This window comes from Citrobacter sp. MGH 55, from assembly GCF_016906145.1.
Classification (GTDB): domain Bacteria; phylum Pseudomonadota; class Gammaproteobacteria; order Enterobacterales; family Enterobacteriaceae; genus Citrobacter_A; species Citrobacter_A amalonaticus.
In genome coordinates this window covers 5,000,888-5,016,378 of the sequence record NZ_CP070239.1, presented here as the reverse complement: position 1 = coordinate 5,016,378, position 15,491 = coordinate 5,000,888, and the positions used below count along the sequence as shown (strand labels likewise).

General features: G+C 56.0%; 10 protein-coding genes. 2 read left to right on the top strand and 8 right to left on the bottom strand.

The annotated features are described in order from the left end of the window. Nucleotides 1-37 precede the first annotated feature (37 nt). Entirely contained in the window at nucleotides 38-1,006 is a 969-nt protein-coding gene (locus JTI98_RS20965; RefSeq protein WP_043001658.1) for a GlxA family transcriptional regulator, read from the bottom strand. A gap of 19 nt (nucleotides 1,007-1,025) precedes the next feature. Next, nucleotides 1,026-1,802, bottom strand: a complete 777-nt coding sequence (locus tag JTI98_RS20960; protein ID WP_216081769.1) for an MBL fold metallo-hydrolase — start codon at nucleotides 1,800-1,802, stop codon at nucleotides 1,026-1,028. Nucleotides 1,803-2,386: 584 nt separating this feature from the next. On the opposite strand from JTI98_RS20960, the gene JTI98_RS20955 reads away from it, so the two are divergent. After that, nucleotides 2,387-6,160 carry an autotransporter outer membrane beta-barrel domain-containing protein gene (locus JTI98_RS20955; protein WP_216081768.1) on the top strand — a complete coding sequence of 1,258 codons (3,774 nt, stop codon included), beginning with the start codon at nucleotides 2,387-2,389 and terminating at the stop codon, nucleotides 6,158-6,160. 352 nt (nucleotides 6,161-6,512) lie between these two features. Continuing rightward, on the top strand, nucleotides 6,513-7,445 hold the full coding sequence (gene mmuM / locus JTI98_RS20950; protein WP_216081767.1) for a homocysteine S-methyltransferase: 933 nt from the start codon (nucleotides 6,513-6,515) through the stop codon (nucleotides 7,443-7,445). 40 nt (nucleotides 7,446-7,485) lie between these two features. Here mmuM and fbpC read toward each other — a convergent pair whose 3' ends face one another. The 6 genes from fbpC to JTI98_RS20920 form a co-directional block, all read right to left on the bottom strand. Then, nucleotides 7,486-8,532, bottom strand: coding sequence for a ferric ABC transporter ATP-binding protein (fbpC, locus tag JTI98_RS20945; RefSeq protein ID WP_044259069.1), 1,047 nt, complete (start codon nucleotides 8,530-8,532; stop codon nucleotides 7,486-7,488). Between the two features lie 11 nt (nucleotides 8,533-8,543). Further along, nucleotides 8,544-10,622, bottom strand: coding sequence for an iron ABC transporter permease (locus JTI98_RS20940; protein ID WP_044259080.1), 2,079 nt, complete (start codon nucleotides 10,620-10,622; stop codon nucleotides 8,544-8,546). A gap of 139 nt (nucleotides 10,623-10,761) precedes the next feature. Next, nucleotides 10,762-11,793: an ABC transporter substrate-binding protein gene (locus JTI98_RS20935; RefSeq protein WP_043001654.1), complete on the bottom strand. Its 1,032-nt coding sequence runs from the start codon at nucleotides 11,791-11,793 to the stop codon at nucleotides 10,762-10,764. Continuing rightward, nucleotides 11,790-13,118 carry an MFS transporter family glucose-6-phosphate receptor UhpC gene (gene uhpC, locus JTI98_RS20930; RefSeq protein WP_224267591.1) on the bottom strand — a complete coding sequence of 443 codons (1,329 nt, stop codon included), beginning with the start codon at nucleotides 13,116-13,118 and terminating at the stop codon, nucleotides 11,790-11,792. The genes JTI98_RS20935 and uhpC overlap by 4 nt, the downstream gene beginning before the upstream one ends. Nucleotides 13,119-13,178: 60 nt before the next feature. After that, a complete protein-coding gene (locus JTI98_RS20925) occupies nucleotides 13,179-14,720 on the bottom strand; it encodes an MASE1 domain-containing protein (protein WP_216081766.1) in 1,542 nt (513 codons plus the stop codon). Next, entirely contained in the window at nucleotides 14,720-15,349 is a 630-nt protein-coding gene (locus tag JTI98_RS20920; protein ID WP_044328386.1) for a response regulator transcription factor, read from the bottom strand. The genes JTI98_RS20925 and JTI98_RS20920 overlap by 1 nt, the downstream gene beginning before the upstream one ends. Nucleotides 15,350-15,491: the final 142 nt, after the last annotated feature.

Here is a 15,491-nt window from a genome sequence, read left to right as displayed (position 1 = left end):
GCCTGTAAAGGTGAGAAAGAGGAATGAGTGAGGTCTCTCACTCAGAATCTGCTTGCGTCACACCCTGAAAGGTTTTTCGCCATTCTGCCGGGCTGACGCCGAAGCGGGACTTAAAATGCTGCCGCCAGGTCACCGGAGACAGAAAACCGACCTCTGTGGCGATACGCTCGACGGGCAGCCGGGAGGATTCCAGCAGTTCCTGGCTGCGGCGTAGACGTTCAGCAATCAGCCATTCAGCAACGCTTGAGCCAGTGGCTTTCATAAAATGACGGGTCAGAGTGCGGCGACTCATCATCACCTTTTGCGCCAGCGAGTCCAGATCGTGCTGTTCGTGGCTGTGCTGGCGAAGGTACTCCAGCAGGCCGTTAATCCGTTGATCCTGGGTGTTTTTTGCCACCGGTTGGGCAATAAACTGCGCCTGCCCCCCCTCGCGATGCGGTGGCACAATCATCCGGCGCGCAATCTGATTCGCCACCGAAGTGCCAAACCGTTGGCGAATGAGATACAGACAACAGTCTAGCGCAGCGGCGGTACCGGCCGAGGTGATGATGCCATCATCGTCGACGTACAGGGCGTTGATATCCAGGCGCGCGGCGGGAAAACGCGTCTGAAAATCGGCTTCAAACTCCCAGTGGGTAGCGGCGCGTCTGCCGTCGAGCAGTCCTGCGTAACCGAGAACAAATGCGCCAAGGCATAACCCGACCACCTGGGCGCCGTTTTGCCGGGCCTGAACCAGCGCATCGAGTAGCGACTGCGGTGGGCGAATCGCGGTCGTCCCCCACCAGGGAACAATCACGATATCAGCCCCCGTCAGCGCTGCAAATCCCTGGCGGGCAGTAACGGAAAAGCCTTCAACAGAGGTGACCACGCCGGGGACTTCTGCGCAAATCTGCACCTCAAAGCGTTTCTTCGTTGCCGCTTTTTCACTGAACATGATGCACGGCACTGAGAAGTGAAACGGACTAAAATCTTCAACGGCGACGATCGCGACGGTAACAGGGCGCATACCACTCCTCGACTGGGGATTAAAACGTCAGGGTTTCTCCATCTTCCGGCACCCGGACACATTCTGCAATCTGGTTATCGCGCGCGTATTCCCTGAGCGCCGCGCGTGTCAGCAGGCAGTGGTTTACCGCCTCCATGTGAACAGCCACAATCTGCGCGTCGGGCAGAACGAAGTGGGTTTTCAGCACATCTTCTGCGCCCATGATAATCGCGCCAAAACCGATCACGTGGGCAAACCCGGCGTTCAGGACCACCACATCCGGCTGGAAGGTGATGAAGTTGCTTTCAACCTCATCGCGCCAGATCGTATCGCCAACCAGACACAGCGTTTTTTCTTGCGGATGCTGGAAGATTACCCCGCAGGCATCGCCCATCCGCTCGGCCATGGCGGGAATGGCGTACAGCCGGTCGGAACCGTGCTGACCGCCCGTTTTGCGCAGGGTTACCTCACCCAATCGGCTCTCGTCCGTCAGCACGGTGAGTTGGCTGAAACCCTGGCCCCGCAGGATTTGCGCATCCTGGTCGTTTTGCACATATATCGGCTTCTCTTTCGGCACGACCTTTGCGGCGACCTCGTCCCAGTGATCCGCATGGAGATGGGTGACGATCAGGGCATCGGCCTGTAACAGGGTGTCGATGTCGCACGGAAGTTCCACCGTCGGATTACGGATGTCGGCTCGCGCTGTGCCGGGAAAACCGGGATACGCGCCTTGCGGGGCGAGCATCGGATCGACAAGAAAGGTTTTGCCGCCAAAGGTAATCAACTGGGTGGCGTTGCGAATATGGGTAATGTTCATGGTGATACTCCACGTGAGGGGGCCAGTGGTGTCATCGTAGAGTGTTGACCAGAAGCTGAATGTGGGCAAATGGGCGAATACCGATGGGATTGGGTCAACAGAGGGAATTTGTGCCAAATCCGAATACCGCTTCTACATTTCCCAGTTTATTTGTTGGTTGCAGATGAAATAAAGAAAATTAAGGATTTATAAACGTACCGCTTTATATTGTCGAGTACGAGAGGTAACAGCCTGTTTTTATCAAGAATTAAATTGATGCTGTTGCTTAAGTGATTGTCTCTATATTAATGCCATGGCGATTTGAATTCTAACTAACTTGTTGATTTTGTGTTGTTAATGTTCTTATTTATTAAAGCATAAAGTTATTTAAGAATTATTCGTTACTTTTCTTTTGCTATTTACTCTATAACGGAAGTTCGGTAGTTTTCAAATACTATGCTTGCTACCCATTCAGTGTTAAGCAAAATTCCATAATTTAAATATTCACTGTTTTTCTTACTCGTTAGTTTTTTCAGGCTTATTTATTATCTAAATAATGCATTGAAATGAATTAAATGTTGTAGAAACTAACAAAGGATTTATTTATGCAACATTTTAATAAAAATAAAATAGCGTTATTGCTTGCTTCACTCTTTATTTCCCCCGGACTGGTAATCGGTGCCACGATTCATGTTGATGGCTCATTTCCTTATACGGCGCAATCCAACACAGGGACTCACGGGATTAGCGGCGGCAGTGAAGGCGCCGGAGCCGGGTATGTCTTATCGCCGAACCCGGAAACGACCGCGGCGGATAACAGCGTAAACGTCGGCAGCGGCACCACGATTAAAGGCGGTAATGGCTACGCTGGCGGCGACGGTGCTGACGGAATGACCGGTAATAATGTAACCATCACTAACGGCGGAGCAATTACGGGCGGTGATGGGAGCTATAGCGTTAGCGGCAGTGGCACAGGGGGGGTGGGAATCTCGGGTTCTGACCTGTCGATAACCAATTCTCGTACTGGCTCTATCACTGGTGGCGAAGGGGACAGATATTCCGCTAGCGGTGCGGGTATCTCAGGTAACAGCCTCATGATAACCAACGATGGTGCTATCACCGGAGGCGATGGCAGTTACGGTTATGATGACTACAGCGGTAGGAGCGGTATTGGCGGTGCTGGAATATCCGGCACTGACCTGACGATTATCAATACTTACCGTATTACCGGTGGTGAAGGCGATTCCAGTGGCGTGGGAGGCGATGCCATTTCGGGCTCTGCGCTGACCATAACCAACAGCGGCGCTATTCTTGGTGGCGAAGGGGGCTATGGCTATGATGGGGCTGAAGGTGGCAATGCCGGCGCCGGAATATCCGGCAGTAATATGGTGATTGATAATATTGCCCGTGGGTCAATTACGGGGGGGCGAGGCGAATCCGGCAGCGCAGGTGGCGATGCGATATCGGGTACCGACCTGAGAATCACCAACGGCGGATCCATTGTCGGGGGCGAAGGAGGGTTTGGCTACGGAGAGAATGCCGGCAATGCTGGCGCGGGAATATCCGGCAGCAATATGACCATTAACAATTTAGCCGGTGGTTCCGTGACCGGCGGTGAAGGCGGCTATGGCGGTCTGGACGATGCGGGCGGTGCCGGGATGCCCAGCGCAGGGGGCGCGGGAATACTGGGTAATAATATGACAATCACCAATGCGGGATCGGTTACCGGTGGTGATGGGGGTTTTTCTGGCGGTCAGACAACAGGCCCCGATGGCGCAGACGGCGGTGCAGGCATATATGGTAATCATCTGACCATAACCAATATGGCCAGCGGTTCGATCGTCGGTGGCGAGGGATCCTACGGTGGCGCTGGCAGTGATAGCAACAACGGTGGTAACGGTGGTACCGGAATCGTCGGCGACAGTCTGACGATTATGAATAGCGGCTCTATTGTCGGAGGGCGAGCCAGCAATGGCAGAAACGGTGGCACTAACGGTGCAGGTGGCGCAGCGATATCCGGCAGTAACCTGACGATAATCAATAACCGCGTGATTACCGGCGGCGCTCCGTACTCGAGCGGTGGCGAAGCTGGCGCGGCTATCAGTCTTACCGGCGGCAACAACATGCTGACACTGAATACCGACTCGACTATCACCGGCGATATCAGGCTGGCCGATGGCGCGACAACGTTGCAGATCGTCAGTAATGATGAAGCAAACAGAGCCATCAACGGTAATCTGACGGTGGGTCAGTCGGCCAGCGTGACGCTGGCTGAACAGCCGATTGAATTTTCCGGTAATGCTTCGTTTGCCGATGGGGCAGCGCTCACCCTTGGCAGTGACGTCAGCCTCAAGGCGGCATCGCTTACTGTTGGCGACAACGCCTCGCTTAATGCCAACATTACCCACTGGGATATGCAGGACATTCTTCTGGTTGAAACCACAAACGGGATTACGGGCGCTTTTTCTTACAGTAATGCCCTCGTGGCAGGCATGAACCAGCCGGACTTTGCTTATATCAACGCAGGTTCTCGAGTCATTAAGTACTCTCTGTACTGGAACGGGCTGGATTCGGATGCGCACGGAACGTTCACGCTTGATGAGGGCAGAACCTTCGATCTCGGCGTCGCGCTGGCGGACAATACGGTGCAGGTCAATCCGGCCTGGGATGGTAAAAGCCTGACCAAAGCGGGAGAAGGCACGCTGATACTGTCAGCGGAAAATACCTATACGGGGTCGACTTTTGTCAGTGAAGGCATGCTGAAGACGACCACGTCGAATGCATTTGCCAGTACCTCCGGCGTCATCGTCGGCGAGGAAGGGACGCTTAACCTTCACGGCAACAGCCAGACCGTCAATGCGTTGGAGAACCGTGGCACCTTGCTGATTGATGATTATGGTATTCCGCCTTCCTCACCTCTCAACGTCATGCTGACGGGCGATGTGACGAATAGCGGCAATATCATTCTTAACAACAGCGTGACCAGCGCCGGGAATACATTGACCATCAATGGTGACTATGCGGGTAATGGCGGTACGCTTTCGCTGGGCACCGTTCTCGGCGGCGACAACAGCCTGACGGATAAGCTGGTGATTACCGGCAACGCGACCGGCACGACCTATGTGCATGTTAACAATGAGAATGGCTCAGGGGCCTTGCTGCATGAAGGGATTAAAATTATTGAGACCGGCAGTTCAACGCCAGAGGCTTTTGTGCAACGAGGTCGTATCGTGGCGGGAAGCTATGAATATCACGTGAAGCAGGGAACGGCTTCCGGCAGTGACAGGAATAACTGGTATTTAACCCATTTGGCGGACACGCCTGTTCCTGATGATTCCCCTGATGTCATTGATAACGATCGACCTGCGCCGGGCGAACCCTCGGATGCGGTCAACCTCTATCGCCCTGAGGGGGGAAGCTATGCCAGCAACCTGGCGGCAGCGAATACGCTGTTTAACACCCGACTGCAGGACCGTCAGGGAGGTACCTGGTATACCGACCCTGCTACCGGGGAACGGCATATGACCAGTCTGTGGCTGCGTACGTCAGGCGGGCACAGCAAGGGGCGGATGTCAGACGATCAGAACACATCGTCTTCTAACCGCGTTGTTGTGCAGATCGGCGGCGCGTTGTTGCAGGGGAGTGTGAACGGCACGGATGGCTATCAGTTGGGCGTAATGGCAGGCTATGGTAAGCAGGATAACGACATCCATAACAGCCTGTCAGGCTACGATTCTCGTGGTGAGGTGAGCGGCTACAGCGCGGGTCTGTACGGAACCTGGTATCAGAACGCCGTGGATAAAACCGGCCTGTATGTCGATTCATGGGTACTCTATAACTGGTTTGACAATACGGTTAAAGGTGATGAGATTGCTCAGGAAAGCTATAAAAGCAAGGGGCTGACGGCGTCGCTGGAATCGGGTTACGCCTTCCATCTGGGGTCATTCACGGCGGCAGACGACATAGAAAGCAACGTGTATCTTCGCCCACAGGCACAGGTCACCTGGATGGGGGTGAAAGCTAACGACCATACGGAGAAAAACGGCACGCGGGTTCAGGGACAGGGCGACAACAATATTCAGACCCGTCTGGGTATGCGTCTTTACGTCAATGGTAAAAGCGCTGCGGAAAAAGGAACCGTACGCGAGTTTGAACCCTTTATCGAGGCGAACTGGATACACAACTCGAAGCTGTACGGCGTCAGGATGAATGACACGAGCACCTCCCTGCAGGGAAGTCGAAACGTCGGTGAAGTGAAGGTGGGCGTCGAGGGGCGGTTGACCCGGGACCTGAGCGTCTGGGGCAACGTTGCGCAACAAATGGGTCATAACGGTTTTCGCGATACGAGCGGCGTGCTGGGAATCAAATACCAGTTCTAGCCTTATGATGTGTCTCCAGCCGTCCCGGCTTTTTTGCCGGGAGGGCTGTTTCTCTCTTACTTGCCCCGCACGTTGTGGTATGAGCAATAGCGCAGCATTCCTACTTTTGTCTTAGTGTCAGGCTGCTTTGCCCCTGCCAGAGTGTAGATAACCCCATGAAGTGGAGGCGTTATGAGCTGGCGACCCATTCTGTATCTGATTGTGACTCCTGATCCTGCATTAAGCGCCCGACGCGGGTTTTTGCGACTGGTGCAACGCTGACGGTATATCGGGAATTGCGTGCGAGCGCGGATCCCCGTCGCTGACGCTGTGTTATGGTGACTGTTCTCGTTCGCAAAACAGGAGCCTTATCATGTCGCAATATAATCCGTTAAGCGCCCTCCTGGATAAGCAGGATTTCCTGTTGCTGGATGGCGCACTGGCGACGGAGCTGGAAGCGCGTGGGTGCCATTTAGTCGACAGCCTATGGTCAGCGAAAATCCTGCTGGAAAACCCGGAGCTTATCCGCGAAGTGCACCTTGACTATTTTCGGGCGGGGGCGCAGTGCGCCATCACCGCCAGCTATCAGGCGACGCCAGCGGGATTTGCCGCCTGCGGCTTTGATGAGGCGCAGGCGAAAGCGCTGATTGGGAAAAGTGTCGAGCTGGCGCGTAAAGCGCGTGAGGCGTATCTGGCAGAAAATCCGCAGGCGGGCACGCTGCTGGTCGCCGGTTCGGTCGGACCTTACGGCGCATTTCTGGCTGATGGTTCGGAGTATCGCGGAGATTACACGCTGAGCGGCGAAGATTATCAGGCGTTCCACCGTCCGCGCGTGGAGGCGTTGCTGGATGCCGGAGTCGATCTGCTGGCCTGCGAAACGCTACCAAATTTTGCCGAGATTCAGGCACTGGCGGCGTTGTTAACCGCATATCCGCGTGCGCGTGCGTGGTACTCTTTTACCCTGCGCGACAGCGAGCATCTGAGCGACGGCACGCCGCTGCGCGAGGTTGTGACGTTTCTCGAACACTATCCGCAGACGGTGGCGGTGGGGATCAACTGTATTGCCCTGCAACAGGCCACCGCCGCTTTGCAGCATCTGCACGGGATAACGGCGCTGCCGCTGGTGGTCTATCCGAACAGCGGAGAGCATTACGATGCGAGCAGCAAAAGCTGGCATCATCATGATGAATCGTGTGCGCGCCTGGCGGATTACCTGCCGCAGTGGCAGGCGGCCGGGGCGAAGTTGATTGGCGGGTGCTGTCGCACCACGCCAGAGGATATCGCCGCGCTGAACGCGCAACGTTGAGTTTGTGCCGGGTGTGGCTGATGCCTTACCCGGCATTGCATCATGCCGCATCCGCTAACACAAACATGCCGTACGGGTGGATTTCCAGATAGTACGTCTCACCGACATCCGGCTGCAGGCGTGTAGCGTTGACCTGTAACAGGATCTCCTGTCCATGCCACTCCACCGTGACTTCATACTGTGGTCCCATATAGGCGACATGACGAATCACACAGCGCTGACTCTCCTCTCCGCGATCGCTTAAGGTGATCGCTTCCGGCCTGACGCCAACGGTGCCGGTGCCCTGAGCCACAAAGTGCGTCGGGCGAGGCAGGCGATAACCAAAGATATCAACAGAGGCTTCGCTGAAGGTCGCCGGGAACAGGTTGGCGTCACCCATAAAGCTCGCCATAAAACGGGAGGCGGGTTGGCGATAGAGATCCTGCGGCGAACCGATCTGCATGATATGCCCCTTGTTCATCACCAGCACGGTGTCGGAAACCGCAAAGGCTTCGCTCTGATCGTGGGTAACGTACAGCGAGGTGATATCAAACTGCTTTTGCAGCTCGCGGATCTTATCGCGCATGCTGCGGCGCAGGTTGGCGTCGAGGTTACTCAATGGTTCGTCAAATAACAGCACCTTCGGTTTGAGGATCAGCGCGCGCGCCAGCGCCACGCGCTGCTGCTGACCGCCGGAGATCTGATCAACATAGCGGTCCTCGAATCCTTCCAGATCGACCATTGCCAGCGCCTCTTTCACCCGCGTCTTCACATCGGCGCGCGACACGCCCAGCATCTTCAGACCGTAGCCGACGTTTTCCCCCAGCGACATATGTGGGAACAGAGCATACGACTGGAACACCATACAAATATCGCGCTGCTGAATAGAACGATGAGTGACGTCTTCGCCATCAATAAAAATTTGACCTTCGCTCGGTTTTTCCAGACCGGCAACCAGGCGCAGAATGGTGGTCTTGCCGCAGCCGGACGGGCCAAGCAGCGTCACCATCTGCCCTTGCGGGATGGTGAGATTGATATTGTCGATGACCGTGTTGCTGCCGAATCGTTTAGTGACGTTGCGCAGTTCAACGAAATTTTTCTGACTCATAGTGCGCTCCATTACGCCTGGTTTTTGGCTTTAGACCGGGAAATACGCGCTTCCCCAATCAGCCAGTCAAAGATGAAAATAATCGCCAACATGACCACGATCAGAATCGACCCGTAGGCAATCGCCACGCCGTACTCGCCGTCTTCCACGCGGTTCAGAATGTAGGCCGTTGCTACGCGGGTGTCCGGCGTAACGAGGAAGACAATCGCGCTGACGGTGGTGATGGCGCGCACGAAGCTGTAGATCAGCGCCGAGAGAATGGCCGGGCGCAGCAGCGGCAACAGAATGTGCGTGATGGTGCGTAAGCTCCCGGCACGCAGACTGAGCGAGGCTTCGTCCAGTGATTTATCGATCTGGCCGAGTCCGGCGATCCCGGCGCGAATACCGACCGGGACGTTACGCATCACCATCGAGATAATGACAATCGCCGCCGTACCGGTGAGGTACACCGGGGCGCTGTTAAAGGCAAGGATGTACGAAACGCCCGCCACGGTGCCCGGTACGGCAAAGCACAACATGGTGGTGAACTCGATGGTCTTTTTGCCTTTGAACTGCTGGCGCACCACAATCCAGGCGATCAGCAGACCGAAGGCGGCGGTGATCGGCGCGGCAATCCCGGCATACAACAGGGTATCGAGCAGCGAAGGCCATGCGCCGTCACTCATCCCCTGACCAAACAGTTTGATGAAGTTATCCAGCGTCAGGGTGTAGTCCACGCCCCAGTTCACGGTGAAGCTGCCGTAGAAAATGCTGCCATAGAGCAGGGCGTTAAAGGCAATCCATATCGCCAGAATAGCCACCACGCTCCAGACCAGCGTGACCGGCAGTGGCTGGACGTCGCCACGGTACGATTTCCCGGAAACGGTGACGTAAGAGCGCTTACCAATCCACATGTACTGTACACAGAACACCAGCAGCGAGAACAGTAGCAGGAACGCACCCAGCGTACTGGCGGCCTGGTAATCAAGCTGTGAGCCGGTGATGTAGAAGTAAATTTGCGTTGCCAGCACGTCGAAGTTCCCGCCGAGCACCAACGGGTTACTGAAGTCGGCCAGCGACTGCACGATGACAATCAGGAAGGCGTTCGCCAGCGCCGGTTTCAGCAGTGGGACAAACACGCCGTTAAACGTCTGCCAGCGGCTGGCGCGCAGGGTATATGACGCTTCTTCCAGCGACGGGTGAATGGTTTTGATCGCGCCGTCGAGGATCATAAACGCCATTGGGGTAAACGCCAGCACCTGCGCCAGCCAGATGCCGGTAAATCCGTACAGCCAGTTGGTGTTCGTCAACCCGAACCAGTCGACCATTAATTCGGTCACATAGCCGGAACGGCCCATCATCAGCGTGACGCCAAGCCCCACCACAAACGGCGGTGTGACGATCGGCAGAATCGAAAAGATACGCCCAATAATGGCGCTTCGCTGAGCGATGCGGGTAGTATAAATCGCCAGTACCAGACCGAAGAAAGTACAGCCGATACCTACCGCAATCGACAGGGCGATAGAGTTGAGGATCACCTGAATGATATGCGCCTGCGACAGCACATTCATAAACGCCAGCGGCGCGAACTCCCCGGCGTCGTTGGTGAACATTGGGATGAAAATGGCGATGCTCGGCCAGACGATAAAGATGCCGATGAGCGCCACGATAGTGACCAGCGAACCGATCACAAACCGGTCGCCGCCCAGCCATTCGAGGCGGGTCAGCGCCAGCGTCATGATCGCCCCCAGCGCGACAAACAGCACGATAGTGGCGTAGCCTAAACCGCGCCCTTCAACGGTGGCGCTGATGACGATAAACGCCATACACAACAGCGCCCAGCCCGCATCGAGGGTGTGGCGGCTGCGCTGTTCGCGTCTGGCTTCGTGGAACGGGCGTACCAGCAGCAGGCTCGGCAGCAGATACCAGAGCCAACTGATATTGAACCGTGACCAGCCGTAGGCCTCGAGGATTTCATCGCTCGTGGACTCCAGCAGACCGTAATCCAGGCTCCAGCTCGGCAGCAGAACGAATGCCAGCCAGCCGAGTAAAACCCAAAGGAATATCGCATCCCGCTTTTTCACAGGATGGAGTGCAAGTGTGTGTGACATACGTTTTCCGGTGTTCAATCCCGAGTAGGCCGGATACGCGTGAGCGCCATCCGGCATTCAGGGTGACGATGATTGCCGGGGGGCGGCGTTGCCTTACCCGGCCTACGTAACCTTAACGTCAGGAAGTCATCGTGTGGGCTTATTTACCCATCTTCACTTCGCTGACCCATTTATTGATCAACGCTTTACGGACATCCGTTGAACCGTATTTATCCATGTCATAGTTGATAAGCTTCAGGTCGTCGAGCTTCAGCGAGTTTGGCGAGGTTTCGGCGGTGGTATTGGTCAGGATCTGATAGGACTTGCCTTTCTTCCACGCCAGTTCCTGGGCGTCTTTTGACAGTACCCAATCGACGAACAGTTTGGCGTTGTCGAGGTTACGTGCCCCTTTCAGGATGCTGACGCCGCCGATTTCATAACCGGTACCTTCACACGGAGAGATCAGCTCCAGCGGTGCGCCCTGTTCTTTTTCCAGCGAGTAGTCATGCAGGAAGCCAATGCCGATGGCGGTTTCGCCACGAGCCGCGTTACGCGCCGGGGCAATACCGGATTTGGTGTACTGCGAGACGTTGGCGTTCAGTTGTTTCAGGTAATCAAAGGCCTGATCGTCACCCCAGAGTTGGGCGAAAGTGGCCAGTGCGGTGTAGGCCGTACCGGAGCTTTGCGGATCGGCAATCTGAATTTCACCTTTGTATTCCGGTTTGGTCAGGTCTTTCCAGCATTTCGGCACCGGCAGGTTTTTCTCTTTCAGGCGTTGAGTGTTTACGCCAAAACCGAGGATCCCCACGTAGACCGCTGACGAGAGGTTGCCTTTCACTTTCGCCGGATCGCGGAATTTCTCCATGACCTGTTCCAGGTTAGGGGATTTGTACGGCTGCAGCAGACCCATTTCACCGGCCTGAGATTGTGGATCCAACGTGCCGCCGTACCAGACGTCAGCCTGCGGGTTTTTCTTCTCGGCATCAACCTTCGCCAGCGTGCTGCCGGAGCCGTTGCGAATAAACGACGTTTTCACGTCATATTTTTCCCCAAAGGCTTTGGTTTCCGCTTCACACATCTCGTTGGTGGCGCTGCAATACACCACCAGACGCCCTTTCGCGTGTGCGGCGCCCGATAAGGTCGCCAGCGCAACGGCAGAGGCAATCAGAGTAGAGGTAAGGGTCATTTTCATTGTTTTATCCTTTGACTGAGAGTGGTGGTGATGCCCGCCATCAGCAGCGGCATCAGCAGTAAACCCATAAGTACGGCGGCGACCGAGAGCAAACTGAACATCCCCGACCAGCCGTAGCGTTCAATGACCAGCGACAGAGGCCAGCCCGCCAGCGCTGCCCCCAGATAGGCGAACAGGCCGAGAAAACCAGTGATTGAGCCTGCAGCCGCTTTGTGCCCGCATTCCACCGCCGCCAGACCAATCAACATTTGTGGACCAAAGACAAAAAAGCCCACCGTAAAGAAACAGACAGCGAGCAGGGCGTAATGATGAACGGGTGCCAGCCATAGCGCGGCGACAGAAACCATCAGGCCCAGCGTAAACAGCAAAATCATCGGCGCCCGCTGACCGCTAAATAGCAGGTCAGACCCCCAGCCGGCAAACAGCGCGCCGAGGAGTCCGCCGACTTCAAACAGCATCACCGTGGCGTTGGCGCTGAGCAGGTTGACGCCGTGGCTTTCCGTCAGCCAGATGTTGCCCCAGTCGTTAAGCGCAATGCGGATCAGATAGACCAGTACATACGAAACGCCCAGCAGCCAGATCATCGGGTTTTTCAGCATCGTGGTACGCAGCATTTGCCACAGTCCCATCGGTGGACTCTGCTGCTCCTGGCGCAGCTCCAGCGGATCGTTACGCCAGTTGCCGACGGACGGTAACCCCTCTTCCTGGGGCGTGCCTTTCAGTTGCAGCGCTAACCCCATTCCCAGCGCCATGCTAATTATCCCTGGCATCAGCATTGCGGCCTGCCAGCCCCACCAGTGGGCGGCGAAGGCGCTAATCAGCGGGATAATCGCCCCACCAATGTTGATAGACATATTCCAGCAGCCCCACCAGAAGCCGCGTTCATTACGCGAATACCAGTGGGTCAGCAGGCGAGCGCAGGGCGGCCATCCCCAGCCCTGAAAAAATCCGTTCAGCGTCCAGACCGCCAACAGCAGCGTCAGCGACTCACCAAAAGCAAACACCACGTTCAACAGGCCAGTAGCGAACAGTCCCGCGCCCATAAACCAACGCTGTCCGTGGCTGTCATGCCACAACCCGGCGGTAAATTTCGACAGGCCGTAGGTCAGATAAAACAGGGAACCCAGCAGACCGATGTCACTTTTATCCAGCCCGAGATCGGTTTGCAGCGCTGGCAGCACGTAGTTAACGCTTTTACGCGTCAGGTAAAACGCGGCGTAACCGATGACCATGTACATCAGCAGCCGGGGACGCAGCGTCCGGTAACGTTGTGTGATGTCAGTTGCTGCGCCTGCGTGCATAGCCGTCTCCGTTTTGTTGACTATAAGAAAGAGAAACCGAAAGGGGATGAGAGAAAGTCCGGAGTGACTAAGACTTTTTCCTGGTCAGAAGGCGATTTGTTGCAAATTTGTGGGCAAGTTAACACTTACCCGCGTACCGTGCCGCGATTCCAGCGCCAGTTCACCCCCGAGGGCGCTGACTCGCTCGCGCATTCCCTGAATGCCAAAACCGGCTATCTTGTCTGCACTGATCCCCACGCCGTTGTCGGACACGCCCAGATGCAGCATATCTCCCTGCTGACGCAGAACAATTCGTACTTCGCTGGCCCCGGCGTGTTTACAGATGTTGTTGAGCAACTCCTGTAACAGTCGATAGAGAGTGAAGCGCACCGTTTCATTCTCGGGCATGGTGGTAAGCTGATAGTCAAACTGGCAGTGAATGCCACGTTCCGTAAAGGCAAACTCGTTGAGCAGGTGGAGCAGCGCCTCTTTGAACGACAGTTCGTCCAGCGCGGGTGGGCGAAGCTGGCGCAACAACTGGCGGGTGGAGTGATGGATTCGCCGGGCGAGATCGTTGATCTGGCTGGCGGCGGCCTGGGCTTGCGCCGGATCGTGCGCCCGTTTTACCAGTTGCGACTGGATCTGAATGGCGGTGATGTTTTGCCCAATCTCGTCATGCAGTTCGCGCGCCAGGCTCTTGCGCGTATCCTCTTCGGTATGCACCAGTTTCTCGGCCAGCGCGCGCCGCGCCGCCAGTTCCGCTTCCAGACGCCGGCGATAATGGTGCAGGTTTTGCGCCAGATGCTGCTGACGACTGATGGCGATCCCCAGACCAATACCGAGCAGTGACTGTGTCGCGAGAAAAATCTCCAGTTCAATCAGATTGCTGAAGCCCACGCCAATCTGGCGGGCGATGGTGATCATCATGCTGCCGAGTAGCCCCGAGAGCACGCCCCCCTGCCAGCCGAATTTCCACGCCATCACCACGTTGGGCAGAAACACCACAATCAACAGCAGGCGTTCAATCTCTGGCGACAGCACCATCTGGGTGCCAATGCCAATGATAAAAAACAGGCTGCACCAGATGATGAGCGAGGTACGCAGCGGCGGGTTATTGGTGTCCAGACCCAGCAGGTGGTAGCGATGCTGCTGGCGCAGAAACTCGAAGATCAGATAAACGAACGGCGTCAGTAGCACGCCACCGGTAAACGATGCCAGCCCGAGCAGCATCGCCGGACTTTTAACAAACGGCGACAGCAGAGCGGCGTTGAGCAATGAGGCGGCTGTTACCGTGGCCAGCAGCAGCGTCAGCCGCTGCCAGTAAAGAGGGAAACGGTACCAGAAAGTCTGTGCGAGGCTGGCGGGAATCATGCTGATAAGCGGTGTGGTCAGCAGAATATAACCATTGAGCAGTTGCTCGCTGTGCAGCCAGAACATCATCATCATCGGTGGCAGCACCAGCGCGGGCCAGTAGCGGCGTGAAAGCAGGATCAGCAGCGCCAGGTAGACGCCGTGCGGCAGGAACAGGGCCGCCTGCTGGCCGTTGTGGGTCAGATAAAAACCAAGCGTCCACAGCATCAGCCAGCCGGTGCCCCAGGCCAGCACAATAAACAGTGAAATGACGACGTGACGGAGGTTGTGCGACATCAATGCCCCGCCAGTAACTGATGGTCGAGAGCGAAATGAACCAGCTCGATAGTGCTGTGACAGTTCAGCTTGCCCAGCACGTTGGCGCGATGGACATGGACCGTTTTATGGCTGAGATCGAGTTTGAAGGCAATCTCCTTAACGCTGTCGCCTTTGACCAGTAAATCAAACACTTCCCGTTCGCGTGGTGTCAGAACCTCCAGTACCGGTGATGATGGTTCTCCACCACGCAACGCCCGCAGCGCATCCGCGCAGAGGTAATGTCCCCCCAGCCCAACGGAACGGACGGCCTGCACTAACTCTTCCGGCCCGCAGCGTTTGGTCAGATAACCGCTGGCTCCCGCATCCAGCGCGCTCTGCACGAAGGCTGGTGTGTCATAGATGCTAAGAATAATGGCGCGAAATTGCGGCCTCTGTGCCCGCAGGCGTTTCAGCAGGCTCAGACCGTTTTCGTCCGGCATGGCGATGTCCATCACCGCAACGTTAACGTCGTCCTGCAACAACGCAGGCCAGGCTTCCGCCGCACTGCTGTACTGGCCTGCGACGTCGAGGTCTTCTTCGAGACTGAGTAACTGCGCAAAGCCGGAACGCACCACCACATGGTCGTCCACCAGCACCACACGTATCATGATTTTGCTCTCTTGCCGGATAATGATCCTATGATGCCTGGCGCCGCTGCGCTGGCAATCAATCAGGTACAGTTATGGAATGAATGTAACAAAATGGCAATATTTGGGGGCGCTGGTGGTATGCGTTTTCATGTTATTTCAT

What these genes read in the sequence shown, in the direction of transcription:
- JTI98_RS20960 (WP_216081769.1), bottom strand. Translation starts at nt 1,802, where the DNA reads ATGAACATTACCCATATTCGCAACGCCACCCAGTTGATTACCTTTGGC.
- JTI98_RS20955 (WP_216081768.1), top strand. Translation starts at nt 2,387, where the DNA reads ATGCAACATTTTAATAAAAATAAAATAGCGTTATTGCTTGCTTCACTC.
- JTI98_RS20925 (WP_216081766.1), bottom strand. Translation starts at nt 14,720, where the DNA reads ATGTCGCACAACCTCCGTCACGTCGTCATTTCACTGTTTATTGTGCTG.
- JTI98_RS20935 (WP_043001654.1), bottom strand. Translation starts at nt 11,793, where the DNA reads ATGAAAATGACCCTTACCTCTACTCTGATTGCCTCTGCCGTTGCGCTG.
- fbpC (WP_044259069.1), bottom strand. Translation starts at nt 8,532, where the DNA reads ATGAGTCAGAAAAATTTCGTTGAACTGCGCAACGTCACTAAACGATTC.
- JTI98_RS20965 (WP_043001658.1), bottom strand. Translation starts at nt 1,006, where the DNA reads ATGCGCCCTGTTACCGTCGCGATCGTCGCCGTTGAAGATTTTAGTCCG.
- mmuM (WP_216081767.1), top strand. Translation starts at nt 6,513, where the DNA reads ATGTCGCAATATAATCCGTTAAGCGCCCTCCTGGATAAGCAGGATTTC.
- JTI98_RS20920 (WP_044328386.1), bottom strand. Translation starts at nt 15,349, where the DNA reads ATGATACGTGTGGTGCTGGTGGACGACCATGTGGTGGTGCGTTCCGGC.
- JTI98_RS20940 (WP_044259080.1), bottom strand. Translation starts at nt 10,622, where the DNA reads ATGTCACACACACTTGCACTCCATCCTGTGAAAAAGCGGGATGCGATA.